Origin of the sequence: Bradyrhizobium algeriense (assembly GCF_036924595.1) — a bacterium.
GTDB lineage: Bacteria > Pseudomonadota > Alphaproteobacteria > Rhizobiales > Xanthobacteraceae > Bradyrhizobium > Bradyrhizobium algeriense.
Map to the genome: position 1 here is coordinate 1,103,270 of NZ_JAZHRV010000001.1, position 21,562 is coordinate 1,124,831.

Here is a 21,562-nt window from a genome sequence, read left to right on the forward strand (position 1 = left end):
CTGGGCGACTTCGGGCTAACTGATGTGAGAAGCGAATGCCGGCTCGGGAGCGCCAGCATTTACGAATATCTCGGGAGGAAATCAAAATGAACTGGTATGGTCGCTCGCTTGCGAGCGGTTGCTTGGCTGCGCTTGCCGGACTGGCTGTGTTTACTGCGCAGGCGCAGGCTCAAGCCTATCCGACACGCAGCATCACCATGATCGTGCCGTTTGCGGCTGGCGGTCCGACCGATGTCATCTCGCGCATCGTCACCGGCCATATGGCGCAGACGCTCGGTCAAACCATCATCATCGAGAACGTGGTCGGCGCCGGCGGCACCACCGCCACCACACGCGCCTCGAAGGCAGCCAATGACGGCTATACGCTGATCACCGGGCATATGGGGACGCATGCGGCCTCCGTACCGCTTTATCCCAAGCTGGCCTATCATCCGGAGAAGGATTTCGAGCCTGTCGGCCTGCTCGCCGGCACGCCGATCCTGATCCTGGCGCGGAAGGATTTCCCGCCGAAGGACCTCAAGGAATTCATCACCTATGTGAAAGCGAATGAATCCAAGGTCAACGCGGCGCATGCCGGCGTCGGTTCGGTCTCGAACGTATCGTGCGAATTGTTGAACTCGATCCTGGGGGTCAAGCCGATCGGCGTTCCCTTCAACGGCACCGGGCCTGCGATGAACGCGCTGGTGGGCGGGCAGGTCGATTACATGTGCGACCAGATCGTCAATGCGGTGCCGCAGATCAACGGCGGCACGATCAAGGCCTATGCCGTGGCGACGGCGGAGCGCAATCCATCCCTGCCTGATGTTCCGACCACCACCGAGGCCGGTCTGCCGGCCTTCCAGGCTCAGGCGTGGAACGCGATTTTTGCGCCCAAGGGAACGCCAGCGGACGTCGTTGCCAAGTTGAACGCCGCGATCGTCAAGGCGCTGGAGGACGAGGGCGTGCGCAAGCGCCTGCTCGATCTCGGCAGCGTTATCCCGGCTGCCGCGGATCGCACCCCGGCTGCGTTGGGAACCCTGGTGAAGAACGAGGTCGCGAAGTGGACGCCGGTGCTCAAGCCGGTGAATTAACCCATACAATCAAGACAATGAGCGAGGGGCGGGACGCAGGTTCCGCCCCTTGTCGTTTGCGCGCGGGATGATCATTTTTCCGGGTATAATCGGTGTGCGAAGCCGAATCGGCGTGTCGATCGGATGTCCCGACCGCTAAATTCGCCGTTCTGACAAAGGCCTGAAGCACCTGCCATGAACCAGTACCACGATCTGCTCGAACGGATTCTCTCAGACGGCGCGGAGAAGCACGACCGCACCGGCACCGGCACGCTGTCGATCTTCGGTCACCAGATGCGGTTCAACCTGTCGGTCGGGTTTCCGATGCTGACCACCAAGCGGTTGCCGCTGAAGGCGATCGTGCACGAATTGCTGTGGTTCCTCGCCGGCGACACCAACATCAAATATCTCAAGGACAATGGCGTTTCGATCTGGGATGAATGGGCCGACGCCAACGGCGATCTGGGTCCGGTCTACGGATCGCAGTGGCGCTCCTGGCCGGCGCCGGACGGGCGCAGCATCGACCAGATTTCCAACGTCATCGACATGATCAAGCGCAACCCGGATTCGCGGCGGCTGATCGTGAGCGCGTGGAATCCGGCCGACGTCGACAAGATGGCGCTGCCGCCCTGTCATTGCCTGTTTCAGTTCTATGTCGCCAACGGCAAGCTGTCCTGCCAGCTCTATCAGCGCTCGGCCGACGTGTTCCTCGGTGTCCCCTTCAACATCGCGTCCTATTCGTTGCTGACCATGATGGTCGCGCAGGTGACGGGATTGAAGCCCGGCGATTTCGTGCACTCGTTCGGCGATACGCATCTCTACTCCAACCACCTCGAGCAGGCGCGGCTGCAACTGACGCGGCCGACGCGTCAATTGCCGGTCATGAAGATCAATCCGGACGTGAAGGATATCTTTGCATTCCGGTACGAGGATTTTGCTCTCGAGGCCTACGATCCGCACCCGCACATCAAGGCCGAAGTCGCCGTATGAGCAGCAGCGGTGTGAGCATCTGATGTCCCTTCTGATCCGCCGCGCGCGGCCGGGCGAAGCGGGACTCGTCCTGTCCTTTGTTCGCGAACTCGCCGAATACGAAAAGCTGCTTCACGAAATGGAGGCGACGGAGGCCGACATCGATGCGGCGCTGTTCGGCGCCAATCCGCGATTGTTCTGCGAGATCGCCGAATGGGACGGGATGCCTGCCGGCTTCGCGGTCTGGTTCGTCAATTTCTCGACCTTCAGCGGCCGCTCCGGGATCTATCTGGAAGACCTGTTCGTTCGCCCCGCACTGCGCGGCAAGGGTATCGGCAAGGCGCTGCTGGTGCATCTCGCAAGGGAATGCGTGGCAAACGGCTGGTCGCGTTTGCAATGGTCGGTGCTCGACTGGAACACGCCGTCGATCGAATTCTACAAATCGCTCGGCGCCGAACTGATGGACGAGTGGACGATTTGCCGGGTCGGCGGTCCTGATCTGACGGCGCTGGCGCAAGGGACGCGGTAATGGAAATCGTTCTCATCGTGGCAGTCGCCGAGAACGGCGTGATCGGGGCCAGCGGCGCCATGCCGTGGCGGCTGAAGTCCGACATGGCGCGCTTCAAGGCGCTGACAACGGGAAGGCCTGTGGTGATGGGGCGCAAGACCTTCGTCACGATCGGCCGGCCGCTTCCCGGACGGACCAATATCGTCGTCACCCGCGACGTGGGCTTTCGCGCCGGCGGCGTTGTGGTCGCCAACTCCTTCGCGGATGCGAGGGCGATCGCCACCGGCGATGCGCTGCGACGTTTCGCCACTGAGATCGCTGTGATCGGCGGCGCGGAAATCTATGCCCAGTGGATGGAGGACGCCGATCGCCTCGAGATTACCGAGGTGCACGCCCGGCCCGATGGCGACACGCGTTTCCCACCCGTCGATCCAACCGCATGGGAAGAGGTGGCGCGCGTGCGGAATCCGGCCGGGCCGCACGACAGTGCCGATTTCTCCTATGTGACATTTCGCCGGCGCGGGAAGCGCTAATCGTCGCGTTAACCTCGCTAACCAATGTTTGCATTGACAATTATGGCGTCAGGCATAGCTGCTTCGAGCAGTAAGCTTGCGTTGTAAGGGACCTAGCGGTCCCCTATAAAGCCGGGCGGATATGCGAGGCTTTAAGGCATCCTGCCCCACAGGCGGACCCGGCCACCCGCAGAGGAGAGTTTATATGCCGTGGAAGAATCAAGGCGGGGGCCCCTGGGGCCAGGGTCCCAAAGGACCATGGGGCGGCGGTCCGCAATCGGTCGGGCCAAGGCCCCCCGATCTGGAGGACCTCCTGCGGCGCGGCCAGGACAAGCTGCAGCAGCTTCTGCCCGGCGGGCATTTCAGCGGCATGGGCATCGCGCTGGTGCTGGTTGGCGCGCTGGCGATCTGGGGGTTGTCCGGATTCTTCCGCGTGCAGTCGGAAGAGCTCGGCGTCGTGCTGCGCTTCGGCAAGCACGTGCGCACCGTTCAGCCCGGCCTGAACTATCATCTGCCCTATCCGATCGAGGCCGTGCTGCTTCCGAAGGCGTTGCGCGTCTCCACCCTCTCGATCGGCATGTCGCTGATCGACGATCCGGCACGGCGCGGCCGCACCATGCGGGACGTGCCGGAAGAAAGCCTTATGCTGACCGGCGACGAAAACATCGTCGACGTCGACTTTACCGTGTTGTGGCGGATCAAGCCCGACGGCGTCGGCAATTTCCTGTTCAACATCCAAAACCCCGAAGGCACCGTGAAGGCAGTGGCCGAAAGCGCGATGCGCGAGGTGATCGGGCGTTCGCAGATCCAGCCGATCCTCACCGGCGCCCGCAATACGACCGAGCAGGCGGTCCAGGAACTGATGCAGAAGACGCTGGATACCTACGGCTCCGGCGTGCAGATCACGCAGGTGCAGATGCAGAAGGTCGACCCGCCCGCGCAGGTCATCGACGCGTTCCGCGACGTGCAGGCCGCGCGTGCCGACTTCGAGCGGCTGCAGAACGAGGCGCAGAGCTATGCCAACCGCGTCGTTCCCGACGCGCGCGGACGCGCCGCGCAGATCCTGCAGGTCGCCGAAGGTTACAAGGAACAGGCGGTCGCCGAGGCCAAGGGCCAGAGCGCGCGCTTCACGAAAGTCTACGACGAATACAAGAAGGCGCCTGACGTGACGCGGCAGCGAATTTACCTGGAGACGATGGAGCGGATTCTCGGCGGGTCCGAGAAGCTGGTCTATGACGGCGGCAACTCCGGACAAGGCCAAGGCCTCGTGCCGTATCTGCCGCTCAGCGAATTGACGCCGCGCCGTCCGGCGCCGACGGCTGGCCAGCAGCAGACCGGAGGCACCCGATGAGGTCTCCCGTTGCAGGTATTGTCACCCTGATCCTGCTGTTTCTCGCGGCGATCGTGGGCTACAGCTCGATCTTCACGGTGTCGCAGACCGAACAGGCGCTCGTGGTTCGGCTCGGCCGGCCGGTCGACGTCGTGTCGGAGCCGGGCCTTAACTTCAAGGCGCCGTTCATCGACACCGTCATCAGCATCGACAAGCGCATCCTCGATCTGGAAAATCCGTCGCAGGAAGTCATCGCTTCCGACCAGAAGCGGCTCGTCGTCGACGCCTTCGCCCGCTACCGGATCAAGAACCCGTTGCGCTTCTATCAGAGCATCGGCTCGATCCAGGCCGCCAACATCCAGCTCACCACGCTCTTGAACGCGGCGCTGCGCCGCGTGCTGGGCGAGGTCACCTTCATCAATGTGGTGCGCGACGAGCGCGAGGGCCTGATGACGCGCATCCGCGAGCAGCTCGACCGGGAGGCCGATCAGTACGGCATCCAGGTGGTCGACGTGCGTATCCGCCGCGCCGATCTGCCGGAACAGAACAGCCAGGCGGTCTACAAGCGCATGCAGACCGAACGTGAGCGCGAGGCCCAGGAATTCCGCGCCCAGGGCGGCCAGAAATCGCAGGAGATCCGCTCCAAGGCCGATCGCGAGGCGACCGTCATCGTTGCGGAGGCCAATTCGACCGCCGAGCAGACCCGCGGTGTCGGCGACGCCGAACGCAACCGTCTGTTCGCCGAGGCCTATGGCAGGGATCCGGATTTCTTCGCCTTCTACCGTTCGATGTCGGCCTACGAGACCGGGCTCCGTTCCAACGACACCCGCTTCCTGCTGCGGCCGGATTCCGAGTTCTTCCGCTTCTTCGCCAATCCGTCGGGCCATCCGCCGGCGGCTGCGGCACCGAAGCCTTAAGAACGTCCGGCCGGATACACGCGTTACGGCGAAGCGGGTCCGCTTCGCCGGCATAAAAGCAAAAGACGCTGAATAGCGGGGGGTTGTTTTCCGATGAGGTCCATAGCGTTCACCGACTTCCTCATCGGTGTGGGTATCCTCTTTGTGCTCGAAGGCCTGATGTTCGCCGCCAGTCCGGCCTGGATGCGCCGGGCGATGAAGAGCGCGCTGGCAACGCCGGACAATGTCCTGCGGATCGTCGGCATCGTTTCGGCGGTCGTGGGTCTGGTGCTGATCTGGTTTGTGCGGCGGTAGATATTCACCGTCATTCCGGGATGGTCCGAAGGACCAGACCTCAGCTGTGCAAGTGCACACCGGGGAACCCAAAGGTTCTAAGATGTGCAATTGCATCTTAGTTTGACTTCGCGCCCCGGAATGACGGCAATAAACGGCCCGCAACTAGCTGTGACGCCAACGCAATCGTGAGCCGGTTTTTCGCCGGAATATCAGGCGCAGATGCTTGCGCCTCGGACCCGTTCGGGCGCACTGTAGGCCCGAATTCACCCCCTTGGAGACAAGCCGACATGACCGGTGCCAGACCCGCCTTGAGCCGCCGCCTGTGCCTGATGGGGATTGCGATCTCGCTCAGTGCCGCCAGCTTGCTGGCGTCGGCGCCGGCTAGCGCGCGCGGGCCGGACGGCATCGCCGACATTGCCGAAAAGGTGATCGATTCCGTCGTCAATATCTCGACCTCGCAGAACGTCGAGGCCAAAGGCGGCGGCAACAACAGGGAAGCGATGCCGCAATTGCCGCCGGGCTCGCCGTTCGAAGAGTTCTTCGACGATTTCTTCAAGAACCGTCGCGGCGGCGCCCCCAAGGACGGCGACAAGAGCGGTGAGTTGCAGCGCCGCAAGACCAATTCGCTCGGCTCCGGTTTCATCATCGACGCCGCAGGCGTCGTCGTCACCAACAATCACGTCATCGCGGATGCCGACGAGATCAACGTGATCATGAATGACGGCACCAAGATCAAGGCCGAACTGGTCGGCGTCGACAAGAAGACCGACATTGCGGTGCTGAAGTTCAAGCCGGTGAAGCCGGTGAACGCGGTGAAGTTCGGCGATTCCGACAAGCTGCGGCTCGGCGAGTGGGTGATCGCGATCGGCAATCCGTTCAGCCTCGGCGGCTCGGTCACGGCCGGCATCGTGTCGGCGCGCAACCGCGACATCAGCCAGGGACCGTATGACAGCTACATCCAGACCGATGCATCGATCAATCGCGGCAATTCCGGCGGGCCGCTGTTCAACCTCGAAGGCGAGGTGGTCGGCGTCAACACGCTGATCATTTCACCGACCGGCGGTTCGATCGGCCTCGGCTTCGCGGTGCCGTCGAAGACGGTGGCAGGCGTGGTCGATCAGCTCCGGCAGTTCGGCGAACTGCGCCGCGGCTGGCTCGGCGTGCGGATCCAGCAGGTCACCGAGGAGATCGCCGAAAGCCTCAACATCAAGCCTGCGCGCGGCGCGCTGGTTGCCGGCGTCGACGACAAGGGGCCGGCCAAGCCGGCCGGCATCGAGCCCGGCGACGTCGTCGTCAAGTTCGACGGCAAGGACGTCAAGGACCCGAAGGATCTCTCGCGCGTCGTCGCCGACACTGCGGTCGGCAAGGAAGTCGACGTGGTGATCATCCGCAAGGGCAAGGAGGAAAGCCGCAAGGTCATGCTCGGGCGCCTCGAGGATACTGAAAAGGTGCAGCAGGCCGCCGCCAAGACCAAGGAAGACCCCGTCGAGAAGCCGGTGACGCAAAAGGCGCTCGGCCTCGATCTCGCCGCGCTGAGCAAGGACCTGCGCACCAGGTACAAGATCAAGGACAGCGTGAAGGGCGTGATCGTCACCGGCGTCGACAACGGTTCCGATGCCGCCGAAAAGCGGCTCTCCGCCGGCGACGTCATCGTCGAGGTGGCGCAGGAAGCGGTCAGCAACGCGGCCGACATCAAGAAGCGCGTCGATCAGCTCAAGAAGGACGGCAAGAAGTCGGTGCTGCTGCTGGTCTCGAACGGCGAAGGCGAATTGAGGTTCGTGGCGCTGAGCGTGCAGTAGGGGGCGCGCCGCCACGCGCTAGAGCATGATCCGGAAAAGTGGGTACCGGTTTTCCGAAAAGATCATGCGTAAATCAAAGAGATAGAGTGGGATGACGATTCGAAGAAAAGTCATCCCGCTCTAGCTGTCATACTCCGCGAAGGCGGAGTATCCAATACGCCGCGGCCCTTCGGTTCTATCGCTGACGTCTCTGGAATACTGGATCACCCGCCTTCGCGGGTGATGACAGTTGGGCACTACCTCCCACCCTGCGAACTCCTCGCGCCGATACCTTGCAACGCGGTGAGATCGCCGTCGATCCGCGCGCCCGCGGCCAGCGTCACCGCGAACTCTTCGGTAGTAATGCGCGAATGCCTCAGGTGAGCGAGACGACGGCCAGAAAGTGGATTGGTTCAAGGCGAAGCTTCGATCGCTTGACTTCAGGTATCTTGCTGTAGTGCTGCAGCCATAGTTCAAGAAAGCGGTCGAGGTCGACCAGTTCGATGTGAACGGCGCCGTGGCCTGCTTCGCGACGCGCCTCCCGTGAGAAGCCGCCGGAAGAAACAAACAGGCCAATTTCCCGATCGCCCCGAATGATGCCTCGAAGTGCCGCGACATCTTCACGCGAAGCTGTCTGGTCTCGATGCTTTACTTGAACGCGGATATGCGGCGTCTGCGCGCCCAGCGGATCGATATAGGCAAGGATATCCGTTCCTCCATCCGAGCCTGGTTTTGAGACGGTGCTGGTGGCGTATCCCATCCCTTCAAGCAAGGCCGCCACGAGGTTCTGAAATTCGTAGCCCGAGAGGGTGTCGAGATAGGTGTCGATTTCTTCGCGCGCCTTCTCCTTGGCATCTTCGAACAAAACCGAAGTGTCGAGTGGCGCCGTTTCGTCGGCAGCGTTTGCAATTCCGGCTTCCGGCTTGCCCTTCGGGTGGCTCCAGCGCCATTCGCGGTAGCGGGATCGCATCAGCCGCTTGAGTTCGTAATCCGGCAGCGTCACGAACTTCTGGCCTTCGTCGGTCACCCGCCATCGTCCGTCCGACTTGACGAGCAATACAGCCTTCGTCGCAGCGACAGAGTGGAAATGGAGGGCGGCTCGCCACCGCGGCAGCCCCGACCCCTTCATCGTCTCCTTGTCGAAATCATCCAAAGGCAGCTTTGATTCGATCTCCGCGTAGATGTCGCGTGGGCGCATGCCGTCCGGGTGAGCCCTTAGAAGTCCAAGCACGAATTTGATGAATGAAACGCCACGATCAACCGTCTTAGGTTGGCTCATTGCGACCCCTTAAGATGCTCATTCGTAGCAAGCTACTTAAGGTTGCTCATCGTCGCAATAGGTTCACGTTGCTGGCGTGAGCAACGAACCGATTTCAATTAGTCCGCGAACTCCTCGCGCCGATACCCCTGCGCATACAACAACGCGGTGAGGTCGCCGTAGTCGATCCGCGCGGCGGCGGCAGCCGCGACTGCCGGCTTGGCGTGATAGGCGACGCCGAGCCCCGCCGCCTGGATCATGCCGAGATCGTTGGCGCCGTCGCCGGTCACCAGCGTGTCGATCTCGTCGAGGTCGAAGGACTCGCGAAGCTCGATCAGCGTGGCCAGCTTGGCGGCGCGGCCGAGGATCGGCTCTGCGACTTCGCCGCTGAACTTGCCGTCGCGTACCATCAACGTGTTGGCGCGGTTCTCTTGGAAGCCGATCTTGGCGGCGACCGCATGGGTGAACAGCGTGAAGCCGCCCGAGATCAGGCAGGTGTAAGCGCCGCTGGCGCGCATGGTCATCACCAGCTCGCGGCCGCCCGGCGTCGGCGTGATGCGTTTTGCCAAGACCTCGTCGACCACGCCGACAGGCAGATCTTTCAAGAGCGCAACGCGCTCGCGCAGCGCCGGCTCGAATTCGATTTCGCCGCGCATCGCCCGTTCGGTGATCCCGGCGACATGCGCCTTCAGCCCGCCGAAATCGGCCAGCTCGTCGATGCATTCCTGGCCGATCATGGTGGAATCCATGTCGGCCAGAAAAAGCTTCTTGCGCCTGAAAGCTACAGGCTGCACGACAATGTCGATCGGCAGGTCGCCGCGCGCCTGTTGCAGGCGGGCTTCGATCGCCTTGATGTCATCAGGGCTCTTGACCCGATAGTCGAAGGGAATGTCGACTGCCACCTCGTCGAACAGCCATTGCGCCGTTCCCGGCGAGGGGAGAACGGCCAGCGCGCCGTCGACGATGGTGGTGTCGAGCGCGGGATTGGCCGGGTTGCAGATAAGGGTGGCGACGAGGGACATGCAGGCGAATTCGCTAATGTTGAGCAAGGCCGTGCTTATCGCAGGACCGACCGCCAGCGGCAAGTCGGCCCTGGCGCTCGAATTGGCGCAAAAGGCCGGCGGTATCATCATCAACACCGATTCCATGCAGGTCTATCGCGATCTCCGCATCATCACGGCGCGGCCGACGGTGGAGGAGGAGGCCCGCGCGCCGCACCGGCTCTATGGCCATGTCGACGCGTCAGTCAATTTCTCGGCCGGCGCCTGGGTCGCGGACGCTGCCAAAGTGCTAGCGGAGGCGCGGGCGGAAAAGCGCTTGGCCGTCTTCATCGGGGGCTCCGGCCTGTACTTCAAGGCGTTGACGCGCGGTCTTTCCGCGGTGCCGCCGATCCCGGCCGAGGTGCGCGAGGCTGTTCGCGCCCGGCTGGAGCGTGACGGTGTCGAAGCGCTGCATGCAGACCTGGCGCGGCGCGATTCCGTCTCGGCCGAGCGCCTGAAGCCGCGCGACCGCACACGGATTGCGCGCGCGCTGGAGGTCGTGGAGGCCACTGGCCGTACGCTGCCGGACTGGCATCGCGAAAGCCTGCCGCCGCTGCTGCCTCGGAGCGAATTCACCGCCCTGTTCCTCGCGCCCGAACGGGACCAGCTTTATGCGCGGATCGATGCGCGGTTCGGCACGATGCTGGACGCCGGCGCGCTGGAGGAAGTCGCGGCGCTTGCCGCGCGAAAGCTCGATCCCCTGCTGCCAGCAATGAAGGCCCACGGCGTGCCCGCGCTGATCCGCTTCCTCCGCGGCGAAATCACGCGCGAACAGGCCGCCGAAATCGGCCGCGCCGACACCCGCCATTACGCCAAGCGCCAATTCACCTGGTTCAGGCATCAACTGCCGGAGTTCGAGTGGGTGAAGCCGGAGACGGCGAGGGAGTGGGTGGAAAGCCATCTGCCGTAGCCCGCATGGCTGCACGCATAAAAATCCCACTCGCCGAACCGCCGGAACACAGTTACACTGCCTAAATCGCGCAAATGGCGGTCCTTCCCTTGACTTCCGGGGACTGGGCGGTATAACCGCGCAACCTTTGGGAAGTCCGAGCCGCCGAATGCGCAATATTATTACCAAACTCCTTATCGTAGTCGTACCCAGGCGCACCGCCGGGGGTGGCTGAGGCCATCCCAAATTCAGGCGGTGTGCATGGGGCCTCTCGGGCCCTTTTTTTATTCCCTGAAAGAAATTCGAAAAGAAACTCGAAACCGAAAAAAGCCGCTGGCAGCAGTGCACCGGAGCAGACCATGACCGACAAGAGCCACGATCCGAACCAGATGACCGGCGCTGCGATGATCGTGCGCGCGCTCATCGATCATGGTGTCGAGCACCTGTTCGGCTATCCCGGCGGCGCAGTGCTTCCGATCTATGACGAGATTTTCCAGCAGAGCGACGTCGAGCACATCCTGGTGCGGCACGAGCAGGGCGCCGGCCATGCGGCCGAGGGCTATGCGCGCTCGACCGGCAAGCCCGGCGTGGTGTTGGTGACGTCGGGCCCCGGCGCCACCAACATGGTGACGCCGCTGACGGACGCCCTGATGGATTCGATTCCCCTGGTCTGCATCACCGGGCAGGTGCCGACGCATCTGATCGGCAACGACGCGTTCCAGGAGTGCGACACCGTCGGCATCACCCGTCCCTGCACCAAGCACAACTGGCTGGTGCGTGACGTCAACGATCTCGCCAAGGTGCTGCACGAGGCGTTCTACGTCGCGACCACGGGCCGTCCCGGACCCGTGCTGGTCGACGTGCCCAAGGACGTGCAGTTTGCAACCGGTACCTATCATCCGCCGCGCAGGGACGACGTGCACGTTTCCTACACGCCGCGCGTGAAGGGCGATGCGACGCAGATTCGCAAAGCCGTCGCGCTGCTGGCTTCGGCCAGGCGGCCGGTGATCTACTCCGGCGGCGGCGTCATCAATGCCGGGCCTGAGGCGTCAAAGCTGTTGCGCGAGCTGGTCGAGGTCACGGGATTCCCGATCACTTCGACCCTGATGGGCCTCGGCGCCTATCCCGCGACCGGCAAGAACTGGCTGGGCATGCTCGGCATGCACGGCACCTACGAGTCCAACATGGCGATGCATGGTTGCGACGTCATGCTGTGCGTCGGCGCGCGCTTCGACGACCGCATCACCGGCCGCGTCGATGCGTTCTCGCCGGGCTCCAAGAAGATCCACATCGATATCGATCCGTCCTCGATCAACAAGAACATCCATGTCGACGTGCCGATCATCGGCGACGCCGGCAATGTGCTCGGCGATTTGCTGCAGGTGTTCAAGGCGGAAGCGAAGAAGCCCGACATCAAGAGTTGGTGGCAGGAGATTGCCACCTGGCGCGCGCGTAATTCGCTCGCCTACAAGAAGAGCAACGACGTCATCCTGCCGCAGTATGCCATCCAGAAGCTGTTCGAGGCGACGCGCGGCCATGACACCTACATCACGACCGAAGTCGGCCAGCACCAGATGTGGGCGGCGCAGTTCTTCGGGTTCGAGGAGCCGCACCGCTGGATGACGTCGGGTGGCCTGGGCACCATGGGCTACGGCCTGCCGGCAGCACTTGGCGTGCAGGTCGCGCATCGCGACAGCCTCGTGATTGATATCGCAGGCGACGCCTCGGTGCAGATGACGATGCAGGAGATGTCGACGGCCGTTCAGTTTGAATTGCCGATCAAGATCTTCATCCTGAACAACCAGTACATGGGCATGGTGCGGCAGTGGCAGCAGCTCCTGCATGGCAACCGGCTGTCGCATTCTTACTCCGAGGCGCTGCCGGATTTCGTCAAGCTCGCGGACGCGTTCGGCTGCGTCGGTTTGCAGGCGATCAAGCCCGGCGATCTCGACGGCGCGCTCAAGGAGATGATCAAGGTCAAGCGCCCGGTGCTGTTCGATTGCCGCGTCGCTGCGCTGGAAAACTGCTTCCCGATGATTCCGTCCGGCAAGGCGCATAACGAAATGCTGCTGCCGGCGGAAGCCACCGACGAAGCCACCGCCGCCGCGTTCGCCGGCGGCAAGGCGCTGGTGTGAGGTGAGACCGCAAAATGTTTGACCTCGAGGAGCTCGAACGCGCGCACGAAATCGTAGGGCAGGCGGTGCCGCCGACGCCGGCGCATGCGTGGCCGTTGCTTAGCGAGCGGCTCGGCGCTGATGTCGTGGTCAAGCATGAGAACCACACGCCGATCGGCGCCTTCAAGGTGCGCGGCGGGCTGGTCTATCTCGACCGGCTGAAGCGGGAGCGGCCGAATACGCCCGGGATCATTTCCGCCACGCGCGGCAATCACGGGCAGAGCCTCGCCTTCGCGGCCGGCCGCCACGGTGTTCCGGCCGTGATTTATGTGCCGCGCGGCAATTCGGTGGAGAAGAACCGCGCCATGCGCGCGTTCGGTGCCGAACTGGTCGAACATGGCGAGGACTTTCAGGCGGCAGCCGAAGAAGCCGCGCGCCATGCCCAGTTCGCCGGCCTTCACATGGTGCCGTCATTCCATCCCGACCTCGTGCTCGGCGTCGCGACCTATGCGCTCGAATTGCTGCGCGCGGCGCCCGCCCTAGACGTGCTCTACGTGCCGATCGGGCAGGGTTCTGGCATCTGCGGCTGCATCATGGCGCGCGATCTGCTCGGGCGCAAAACCGAGATCGTCGGCGTGCAGTCGACCGAAGCGCCATCCTATGCGCTGTCGTTTGCGGCCGGCACGGTCGTGACGACTGAGTCCAGCAACACGCTGGCCGACGGCATGGCCACCCGCGTTCCCGTGGCCGAAGCGCTTGCGGTCATCCGCAAGGGTGCCTCGCGCATCGTGCAGGTCACGGACGATGAGGTCGCCGCGGCGGTGCGCGCCTACTGGACCGACACGCACAATCTCGCCGAAGGCGCGGGCGCGGCTGCGCTCGCAGCGGCGCTGCAGGAGAAGGCCAAGCTCGCCGGCAAGCGCGTCGGCCTGATCCTGAGCGGTGGCAATATCGATTTCGATCTGTTCCAAAAATGGATCGGGACAGACATCACTGCTACCGCCCAACGGGCGATGGTGTGACGAGAGGACATTTGAGGGGACGATAATGAACCAGCCCGCATCCGCCTACTTCCTGGAAGAGCGCCACGATCCCAACGAGACGCACACGCTCTCGGTCCTGGTGCAGAACGAGCCGGGCGTGCTCGCGCGCGTGATCGGGCTGTTCTCCGGCCGCGGCTACAACATCGAGAGCCTCACGGTCTCTGAAACTGAAAGCCAGAAACATCTCTCGCGCATCACCATCGTCACGACAGGCACGCCGATGGTGATCGAGCAGATCAAGCACCAGCTCGACCGCATGGTGCCGGTCTATCGCGTCGTCGACATGACGATCACTGGCCGCTCGATCGAACGGGAGCTCGCGATGGTGAAGGTGCGTGGCGGCGGCGACCACCGGGTCGAGGCGCTGCGGCTGGCGGATGCGTTCCGCGCCCGCGTGATCGACGCCACCACCGAGAGTTTTGTGTTCGAGATCACAGGCAATTCTTCCAAAATCAGTCAATTCATCGACCTGATGCGCCCGCTCGGCCTTGTCGAAGTGTCGCGCACCGGCGTTGCTGCGATCGGGCGCGGGCCTGAGGGGATGTGAAACATGCTGGCGCGGGACTGGTATTACAATCAAAGGCGGCAACTCGGGCTCGATTCCGCGGTCGCCTCGATCTACGACCGGCATGACGACAGCGACCTCCGCGCCCGCGCCGCGCTGACCATGCTCGGCGTGCAGAAGGGCTGGCGGGTGGCCGATATCGGCTGCGGCAACGGCGTACTGGCCTGCGAGGCGGCGCTGCTGGGCGCCGAAGTCGACGCGATCGACATTTCGCCGGCGATGCTGGCGCTCGCCAACATCCAGGCCCGCGACCGCAAGGTGGCGATCCGCACCCAGCCGGCCGGCATGCTGAGCTTCGCCTACCAGCCGAATTCCTATGACCTGATCGTCAGCGAATTCACGCTGCACCATTTGCCGGATTTCTGGAAGGCTGTGTCGCTGGCAAGAATCTATGCGGCGCTGAAGCCCGGCGCCAATTTCTACCTGCGCGACATCGTGTTCGTCAGCACGCCGGACGGCACCGAGCGCGATGTCGAGCAGTGGGCCGATTTCACCATCAAGAACCACGATTTCCAGCGCGAGGGCGTGGTCACCCATATGCGCGACGAATACTCGACCTTCGGCTGGGTGATCGAGCGCATGCTGACCGATGTCGGCTTCACGCTGGAATCCGTCGACTATCACGCGCCGCTGCACGGCACCTATCTCCTGCGCAAACCGAAGCCGGACCAACAGAGCTAAGACCAACAGAGCCAAGAACCAACAGAGCCAAGAAAAATGAAACCGGCCGATGTCTGCATCGCCGTCCTGGTGGCGGTGATCTGGGGGCTTGCCTTTGTCGCGAGCCGGATCGCGCTCAACGAATTTTCGCCGGAACTGATGACGACTCTGCGCTTCGCCATCGCCGCCTTGCCCTGCCTGTTCGTGGCGCGGCCGAAGGTTTCATGGACGGTGCTGGCCTCGATCAGCTTCACTTTGTTCCTCGGCCAGTTTCTGGCGCAAGCCTTTGCCATCGCGTATGGCGTTCCCGTCGGTCTTTCCAGCGTGATCGTGCAGAGCCAGGCGCTGTTCACCATCGGCTTTGCCGCGCTGCTGTTCCGCGAGCGGCCGGGCGCATGGCAGACCGTCGGCATCGGTGTTGCCACCATTGGCCTGCTGATGATCTGCGGCACCGTCGGTTACGATTTCAGCGTCGGTGCGTTTGCCGTTCTGATGATCTCGCCGCTCAGCTTCGCGGCCGGCAATCTGTTGCTCCGGCGCGCGCCTGATGTGCCGATGTTCGACCTGTTCGCGTGGCTGTGTCTGGTCGCGGCGGTCCCGCTGCTTGCGCTGACGCTGGTCAGCAATGGCCCGCAGCCGACCTGGCATGCGCTGACCCATATGTCGCTGACCGGCCTGATGTGCATGATCGGTCTCGGCGGGGTCTCCACCAGCATCGCCTACTGGCTGTGGGGGAGGCTGCTGCGCGACTACCCGGCGGCGCAGGTGGTGCCGTTCGCGCTGCTGGTGCCGTTCGTCGGTTCCGCCGCCTCGAGCGTGGTGTTCGGCGAAACCTTTGGACCGCTGCGGCTCGCCGGCATGGTCACGGTGGTGGGTGGCATTGCCGTCATGCTGCTGTCGAAGCGTCCCAAGACTTCAGAAGATTCGGCCTTAGAAAAACAAGTTCTGCCAAAGATCGCGTGAGGCCCCATGTCGCATTCGCTCCTGATCGCCTTCGTCATGTTCGCCACGGTGATGTTCTTCACACCGGGGCCGAACAACATCATGCTGCTGTCGTCGGGGCTGACCTACGGCTTCCGTCCCACCATCCCCCACATCATGGGCATTACGGTCGGCTTTGCCTTCATGGTCGGCGCGGTTGGCCTCGGGCTCGGGACCATCTTCATCGCCTATCCGATTTTGCAGACCATCCTGAAATATGCCGGGGTGGCCTACCTGGTCTACCTGGCCTGGGCGATCGCGATCTCCGAGCCGCCCTCGGCGGAGCAGGACAAGGCCCGCGGCCGCCCGATGACATTCTGGGGCGCGGCCATGTTCCAGTGGGTCAACGCCAAGGGCTGGGTCATGGTGATCGGCACCATCACCGCCTATGCGGCGATCGCCGCTTACCCCTGGAACATCGTGATCCAGGTCGGGCTGAGCCTGCTCCTGGGTATCCTGTCCTGCACCACCTGGGCCCTGTTCGGCACGGCGCTGCGGCCGGTCCTGACCTCCCCGCGGGCGGTGCGGGCCTTCAACATCGTCATGGCGGTGCTGCTGCTGGCCTCGCTCTACCCGGTCTTCATGGACGCATGATGCCGCACCGCGCCATGCAGAAACGGGTTTCCCCTCGGGGGGAAAATGCTCTAGACAACGCCGGAAATTCGCGGGCGACCGGCGGTCCCACTTAACCCAAATGCCTGATTAACCGGCCGATTTGGCCATCGATTAAGGAAACGACCATGCGTGTTTATTACGATCGCGACGCCGACCTGAACCTGATCAAGGGCAAGAAGGTCGTCATCGTCGGCTATGGCAGCCAGGGCCACGCCCATGCGCTGAACCTGAAGGATTCCGGCGTCAAGGAAGTCGCGATTGCGCTCCGCAAGGGTTCGGCCTCGGCCAAGAAGGCGGAGGCCGCCGGCTTCAAGGTGATGGAAGTCGCCGAAGCCGCCAAATGGGCCGACCTCGTCATGATGCTCACCCCCGACGAGCTGCAGGGCGACATCTACCGCGAGCACCTGCACGACAACATGAAGAAGGGCGCCGCGCTCGTGTTCGCCCACGGCCTCAACGTCCATTTCAACCTGCTCGATCCGCGCGCCGACCTCGACGTGCTGATGATCGCGCCGAAGGGCCCCGGCCACACCGTCCGCTCGGAATACCAGCGCGGCGGCGGCGTGCCCTGCCTGATCGCGATCGCCAAGGACATCTCGGGCAACGCCCATGACCTCGGCCTCAGCTACGCCTCGGCAATCGGCGGTGGCCGCGCCGGCATCATCGAGACCACCTTCAAGGAAGAGTGCGAGACCGACCTGTTCGGCGAGCAGGTGGTGCTCTGCGGCGGCCTGGTCGAGCTGATCAAGGGCGGCTACGAGACGCTGGTCGAAGCCGGCTACGCGCCCGAGATGGCCTATTTCGAGTGCCTGCACGAGGTGAAGCTGATCGTCGACCTGATCTATGAAGGCGGCATCGCCAACATGAACTACTCGATCTCCAACACCGCCGAGTACGGCGAATACGTCACCGGCCCGCGCATCGTGACCGCGGAGACCAAGGCCGAGATGAAGCGCGTCCTCGCCGACATCCAGGGCGGCAAGTTCGCCCGCGACTGGATGCTGGAAAACAAGGTCAACCAGACTTCGTTCAAGGCGACCCGCGCCAAGCTCGCCGAGCACCCGATCGAGGAAGTCGGCGCCAAACTCCGCGACATGATGCCGTGGATCAAGAAGGGCGCGCTGGTCGACAAGACGAAGAACTGATGATGTCGTTCCCCGGATGCAGCGCAGCACGCTCCCGGCGATGCGAAGCATCGTCCGGTGTGATGCGCTGCTGGTCCGGGGTCCATCTCGCGAAGCGGTTCCGGCTCTGCGGCGCATCGCTAACGCGCTGCACCGCTTCCGGGACGCGAGAGTATCCAGTGGCCGGTTCGACGATGCACTACCGGCATACCAAATCTTAAACCTTGGTCGGCATTATCCGGCGAGATCGCGAATGCGGTCTCGCCGTTTCTTCGAAGAATTGTTGGCTCGACTATATTCTTGAAGGCGTTCGCGCCAAGTGTGCCGCCCGAGCCGAAACGAAGAGCTGACGCTTCATGCACATTCTTGGTGCGAAGCAATTCAACAAATACATTAGCGACGGAAAAGCCAGCGTTTACCGAGTCAAAGCGCAGTTACTTAACCTGCGCTCTCATTCGTGAAACGAGATCGGCGGCGCGTTGAACAGCAGGACCGGTATCCGTTTCCTCGCTTCGAACGTCTCACGTGTTGGATCAGCAGCGAACCCGGCCTCGACCTTGAGTCTCTGCAGAGTGATGCGCGTTCCGTCGTCGGAACGTGCGACAGTCTCCAGCATTGCGTGGCATTTATTGAGCCGGGAAGTCGCCTCTGTCGCGGACTAGGATTTGGATTTCGCGACTGTGGCCGTGTCCCCGGGAATCACAATCCAGTAGTTTCTGCCGTTGTATCGGGGATCGGTGTTGTCGCTGGACGAGAACATAATGCCGAAATCTTTCCAGTGGGCATATCGGCCCAGACCAATGTCCTCGATGGTGTGGTGTGCGCTGTAGGCCGGTCCTAGCGCCTTGTCGTTCTCGTAGAGAATAACCGGAGACCTCTGGTTTTGTGGATCGCTGTCTTCCAGCGCCCGCAAGCCCGGCGGCCCCCTGTAGAGGAACATATGTTTGGTCTTGTCGCTGCCGAAAAGTGTCGCACCACTTACCAGCAGCGCGCCGGGCTTCGGCGGGTGCGGAGCGGAGAGGGCCGTCCAAAGCGCGACAGGCAAATAGGCTGCAAAGACAGCCAACGCCATGCCAGTCACCTTTGCCGTTTGAAGACGCTCGATCATGTGTCTGGCGGGAAAAAGTACCGCATGGTGAAGCGAGCCGCGAGCAGCAGCACCACGGGGGTGACCGTCGCGCAAATGAGAAGTTCCAGTTTCATTCGGTTATTGCAGCCCCCTGCACCACGAGTCGGATCATAGCATTCCAACCAAGCCGCGAACAACCTTAAATAGTTTGCTCGGATGCCTCACCCGGAGCACAGCCCGGCTCGGGCGACGCCGCAACGATCGCGTCGAAGTTACAGGCCAAGCCCGCGAATCCAAACGGCCGGCGACGATTTCAGGGTGGCAGTGACGTTCTTGCGGGCCTTGGCGGCGCCGACTTTTATCGATGGCGGTGCGGGTGCCGATACGGCAGGTTCATTCCGGGCTGGACGGCCAAGACGAAATCATCACGATCAATGGAGTCACCGCCGGCAGCATCCATGCCAGTGATGATCAGTTCCCGGCATCGCGCTCATTCGAACGGAAATGCCGGGCCCGGGGCGGCGTGCTCAACTCGCCCGGATGATCGGTTCCTTCTCGATCTTGTTGTGAAGCTGCCAGAAGCGGACGGTGCGCTGCGCCGTCTCCATCGACAGCTTGCGGAAATCACGTTGCGCGATCTCCAGCGTCTGTTCGCTGATCGGAGGCTTTACCGGCCGGTTGCGCAGGATCGACTCGACCGTCGGCCAGTTCAGGCGTGCCGAGCGGCAGGGGATGAGGATCAGGTCGGCGCGGGGGCCTTCCATCAGCCTGGCTGTCATTTCGACCGGCATGTCGTTGAGGACGGCAAGCGCCACGGTGACCTCGTCGAACTTGTTCGATTCGGCGAACTTGTAGACCGCCGCGTCGTCCAGCTCGTTCAGTCCCTTCATCAGCTTCACGTATTCCTCGGCAACGCCGAAGCTGCGGCTCGAAGGCGGTGCCTCGCGGGCGATCTCGTTCAGGACCCGTTTGATCTCTTCCTGGACTGTGGGCGGCGCGATGGCCAAAAGCCGGGCGCGGACCGCGTCCTTGGCGCGGCGCAACAGGTCAGCAATGAACTTTGCCGGGAAATCGGCGCGCAGGCCGAGGATTTCCACCAGTTCGTCGTCCGCGCCGGCGCGGGCGACGATCGTGGAAAAGCCCTGGTCGGAGAACTTGGCGCCGGCGTTGTTGGCGAGTTTTCGGATCACCTGGTCTTCGCCGCGGCCGACGATGACGTCGGTCACGGCCGCAGGCAGTTCGGCACGGCTGGAAATGGCGAGCAGGTGGTCCTGCCCCTTGCTGCTGGCGATCTCGACCAGCACCTCGGTCCCGAGCCGGCTGGAATTGGCAAGCACATTGCCGGCGACCTCGATCTCGTCGTCCCAGGCCAAATGCTGGATCACCTCGAACGGCGCATAGTCGAGCGGCGCCAGCCGCCTGGAAAGTTCGGCCTTCGCCCGCGTTTCGACGCGTGCGATCAGCAGGCAGAGCACGTCGTCGAAGACCTTGACCTGGTCGTCGCTGAGTCGTTCCCCGTCATTGAGGAACAGATCGGTGACCTGCCGCAGGGTTTCCACCCGTCGGGCAGACGAGCCGCCTCTGACGGCATCTTCAAGTTCGGCAATGATTGAGTGCGCCGGCTGTTGCACCATTGTGGGCAGCCTGTCTGGTTGTTGAAGGGTTGGCGCGCACAATGACAAGCCGAGCCTTACGCCCGCGTTAAAGGCGCGACCCGGTAGAAATACAGATCGACTGCGCCTGAGATGGGCAATCGGTTGGCGGCGGCGTAACAAGCGCGTCGGCGTCGAAGCAGGCCGCGCATTGCCAACACCGCGTTCCGAATTGCTTTACCAACGCGATTGGGACATATGCGGCGATTTCACGCGATAAATCGCCGATGTCGAACCGGATCTGGCATGTGCCGCAGCTTCCGGTATCGTGGTCCGGCTGCTATCCTCTCCAAACCGTTCCCGGGAAAGATCGAATAGCAACGTGCCGAACAAGACGCCGTCAAGGCTGGCCGCACCCGCGGAGGAAGCTCACCAAGCCGGTGCTTAAGCATTCCTTCACGACGAACTTCATTAAACCTCTCACAAGGGCTTAAGGTCATGAGATCTGTTGTCATCACCGGGGCGTCCACCGGCATTGGCTGGGCCAGCGCCAAGATGTTGCTCGACCGCGGTTTCCGCGTGTCCGCGCGCGAGGTCCGTGGCGCCCTCAATGGCGAAACGCTCGCCGGCCTCGTCAACAATGCCGGCATTGCGGTCACCGGCCCGGTGCTCGAACTCGCCGCCGACGAATTCCGCCGCCAGATGGAGGTCAATTTCATCGGGCCGATCATCGCAACCCAGGCTTTCGGACCGCTGCTCGGCTCCGATCCGTCCCTGAAGGGACCGAAGGGACGGATCGTGATGATCTCCTCGGTCTCCGGCAAGAGCGGCAGCCCGATGACGGCAGCCTATGCCGCCTCGAAGCATGCGATCGAGGGGCTGTCAGAGAGCCTGCGCCGCGAACTGATGCTGTTCGGGATCGACGTCATCATCATTGCGCCGGGCGCGGTGAAGACGCCGATCTGGAGCAAGGCCGAGGAGGTCGATATCTCTCCTTACAAGAACTCGCCGTATTTTCCGGCGCTGGAGAAAATCCGCGCCTTCATGCTCGGCCTTGGTGCCACCGGATTGCCGGCGGAGACAATTGCCGAGAAGGTGTTCGGGGCATTGACGTTGCCGAGCCCCAAGGTGCGCTACATGATCGCGCCGGATCCGATTCAGCAGTTCATGGCGGCGGTGCTGCCCAAGCGCACCCTCGACCGGATCATCGCCAAGCGCCTCGGGCTGACGCCGCAGGGGTAAGCATGATGGAAGCGCGCGCCGAAGGCCTCGG

21 protein-coding genes are annotated in these 21,562 nt (G+C 63.0%); 17 read left to right on the plus strand and 4 right to left on the minus strand.

Annotated features, from left to right (window positions below; all coding sequences use genetic code 11):
- The first annotated feature begins 86 nt into the window (after positions 1-86).
- The 8 genes from V1286_RS05260 to V1286_RS05295 all read left to right on the plus strand — a co-directional run bounded on the left by V1286_RS05260 (position 87) and on the right by V1286_RS05295 (position 7,360).
- Positions 87-1,070: a tripartite tricarboxylate transporter substrate binding protein BugD gene (locus V1286_RS05260; protein ID WP_334478032.1), complete on the plus strand. Its 984-nt coding sequence runs from the start codon at positions 87-89 to the stop codon at positions 1,068-1,070.
- 174 nt (positions 1,071-1,244) lie between these two features.
- Positions 1,245-2,039, plus strand: coding sequence for a thymidylate synthase (locus V1286_RS05265; RefSeq protein ID WP_334478034.1), 795 nt, complete (start codon positions 1,245-1,247; stop codon positions 2,037-2,039).
- A gap of 22 nt (positions 2,040-2,061) precedes the next feature.
- Positions 2,062-2,547: a GNAT family N-acetyltransferase gene (locus tag V1286_RS05270; RefSeq protein WP_334478035.1), complete on the plus strand. Its 486-nt coding sequence runs from the start codon at positions 2,062-2,064 to the stop codon at positions 2,545-2,547.
- The gene (locus V1286_RS05275) at positions 2,547-3,059 is read left to right on the plus strand and encodes a dihydrofolate reductase (RefSeq protein ID WP_334478036.1); all 513 of its coding nucleotides are present in this window, start codon (positions 2,547-2,549) and stop codon (positions 3,057-3,059) included. Before V1286_RS05270 ends, V1286_RS05275 begins: the two co-directional genes overlap by 1 nt.
- 184 nt (positions 3,060-3,243) lie before the next feature.
- A complete protein-coding gene (hflK, locus tag V1286_RS05280) occupies positions 3,244-4,389 on the plus strand; it encodes an FtsH protease activity modulator HflK (RefSeq protein ID WP_334478038.1) in 1,146 nt (381 codons plus the stop codon).
- Complete coding sequence (gene hflC, locus V1286_RS05285; RefSeq protein ID WP_334478040.1) at positions 4,386-5,285, plus strand: protease modulator HflC; 900 nt, start codon at positions 4,386-4,388, stop codon at positions 5,283-5,285. Before hflK ends, hflC begins: the two co-directional genes overlap by 4 nt.
- A gap of 93 nt (positions 5,286-5,378) precedes the next feature.
- Positions 5,379-5,579 carry a DUF2065 domain-containing protein gene (locus tag V1286_RS05290; RefSeq protein WP_108515372.1) on the plus strand — a complete coding sequence of 67 codons (201 nt, stop codon included), beginning with the start codon at positions 5,379-5,381 and terminating at the stop codon, positions 5,577-5,579.
- A 311-nt stretch (positions 5,580-5,890) separates the two neighbouring features.
- Positions 5,891-7,360: a Do family serine endopeptidase gene (locus tag V1286_RS05295; RefSeq protein ID WP_417021240.1), complete on the plus strand. Its 1,470-nt coding sequence runs from the start codon at positions 5,891-5,893 to the stop codon at positions 7,358-7,360.
- 355 nt (positions 7,361-7,715) lie between these two features.
- On the opposite strand, the gene V1286_RS05300 is transcribed toward V1286_RS05295, so the two are convergent.
- Positions 7,716-8,618, minus strand: a complete 903-nt coding sequence (locus V1286_RS05300; protein ID WP_334478043.1) for a restriction endonuclease — start codon at positions 8,616-8,618, stop codon at positions 7,716-7,718.
- A gap of 98 nt (positions 8,619-8,716) precedes the next feature.
- Positions 8,717-9,619: a phosphoserine phosphatase SerB gene (serB, locus tag V1286_RS05305; protein WP_334478044.1), complete on the minus strand. Its 903-nt coding sequence runs from the start codon at positions 9,617-9,619 to the stop codon at positions 8,717-8,719.
- Positions 9,620-9,635: 16 nt separating this feature from the next.
- Between serB and miaA the strand changes: the two genes are divergently transcribed.
- The 8 genes from miaA to ilvC all read left to right on the plus strand — a co-directional run bounded on the left by miaA (position 9,636) and on the right by ilvC (position 17,649).
- Positions 9,636-10,547, plus strand: coding sequence for a tRNA (adenosine(37)-N6)-dimethylallyltransferase MiaA (gene miaA, locus V1286_RS05310; RefSeq protein ID WP_334478045.1), 912 nt, complete (start codon positions 9,636-9,638; stop codon positions 10,545-10,547).
- A gap of 338 nt (positions 10,548-10,885) precedes the next feature.
- The gene (locus tag V1286_RS05315) at positions 10,886-12,661 is read left to right on the plus strand and encodes an acetolactate synthase 3 large subunit (RefSeq protein ID WP_334478047.1); all 1,776 of its coding nucleotides are present in this window, start codon (positions 10,886-10,888) and stop codon (positions 12,659-12,661) included.
- A gap of 14 nt (positions 12,662-12,675) precedes the next feature.
- Positions 12,676-13,662 (plus strand): threonine dehydratase, encoded by a 987-nt coding sequence (locus V1286_RS05320; RefSeq protein ID WP_334478049.1) that lies wholly within the window; start codon positions 12,676-12,678, stop codon positions 13,660-13,662.
- Positions 13,663-13,687: 25 nt separating this feature from the next.
- Positions 13,688-14,230, plus strand: a complete 543-nt coding sequence (ilvN, locus tag V1286_RS05325) for an acetolactate synthase small subunit (RefSeq protein WP_108515356.1) — start codon at positions 13,688-13,690, stop codon at positions 14,228-14,230.
- A gap of 3 nt (positions 14,231-14,233) precedes the next feature.
- Entirely contained in the window at positions 14,234-14,929 is a 696-nt protein-coding gene (locus tag V1286_RS05330) for a class I SAM-dependent methyltransferase (protein WP_108515354.1), read from the plus strand.
- 36 nt (positions 14,930-14,965) lie between these two features.
- Positions 14,966-15,871 carry an EamA family transporter gene (locus V1286_RS05335; protein WP_334478052.1) on the plus strand — a complete coding sequence of 302 codons (906 nt, stop codon included), beginning with the start codon at positions 14,966-14,968 and terminating at the stop codon, positions 15,869-15,871.
- 6 nt (positions 15,872-15,877) lie between these two features.
- Complete coding sequence (locus V1286_RS05340) at positions 15,878-16,483, plus strand: LysE family translocator (RefSeq protein ID WP_334478054.1); 606 nt, start codon at positions 15,878-15,880, stop codon at positions 16,481-16,483.
- Between the two features lie 146 nt (positions 16,484-16,629).
- Entirely contained in the window at positions 16,630-17,649 is a 1,020-nt protein-coding gene (gene ilvC / locus V1286_RS05345; RefSeq protein ID WP_108515348.1) for a ketol-acid reductoisomerase, read from the plus strand.
- Positions 17,650-18,286: 637 nt separating this feature from the next.
- Here the strand turns inward: ilvC and V1286_RS05350 are convergent.
- Both V1286_RS05350 and V1286_RS05355 read right to left on the minus strand, forming a co-directional pair.
- Positions 18,287-18,736, minus strand: a complete 450-nt coding sequence (locus V1286_RS05350) for a hypothetical protein (RefSeq protein ID WP_334478056.1) — start codon at positions 18,734-18,736, stop codon at positions 18,287-18,289.
- Positions 18,737-19,224: 488 nt separating this feature from the next.
- Positions 19,225-20,331 (minus strand): DUF2336 domain-containing protein, encoded by a 1,107-nt coding sequence (locus V1286_RS05355; RefSeq protein WP_334478058.1) that lies wholly within the window; start codon positions 20,329-20,331, stop codon positions 19,225-19,227.
- 456 nt (positions 20,332-20,787) lie between these two features.
- On the opposite strand from V1286_RS05355, the gene V1286_RS05360 reads away from it, so the two are divergent.
- Positions 20,788-21,531 (plus strand): SDR family NAD(P)-dependent oxidoreductase, encoded by a 744-nt coding sequence (locus V1286_RS05360; RefSeq protein WP_334478060.1) that lies wholly within the window; start codon positions 20,788-20,790, stop codon positions 21,529-21,531.
- Positions 21,532-21,562: the final 31 nt, after the last annotated feature.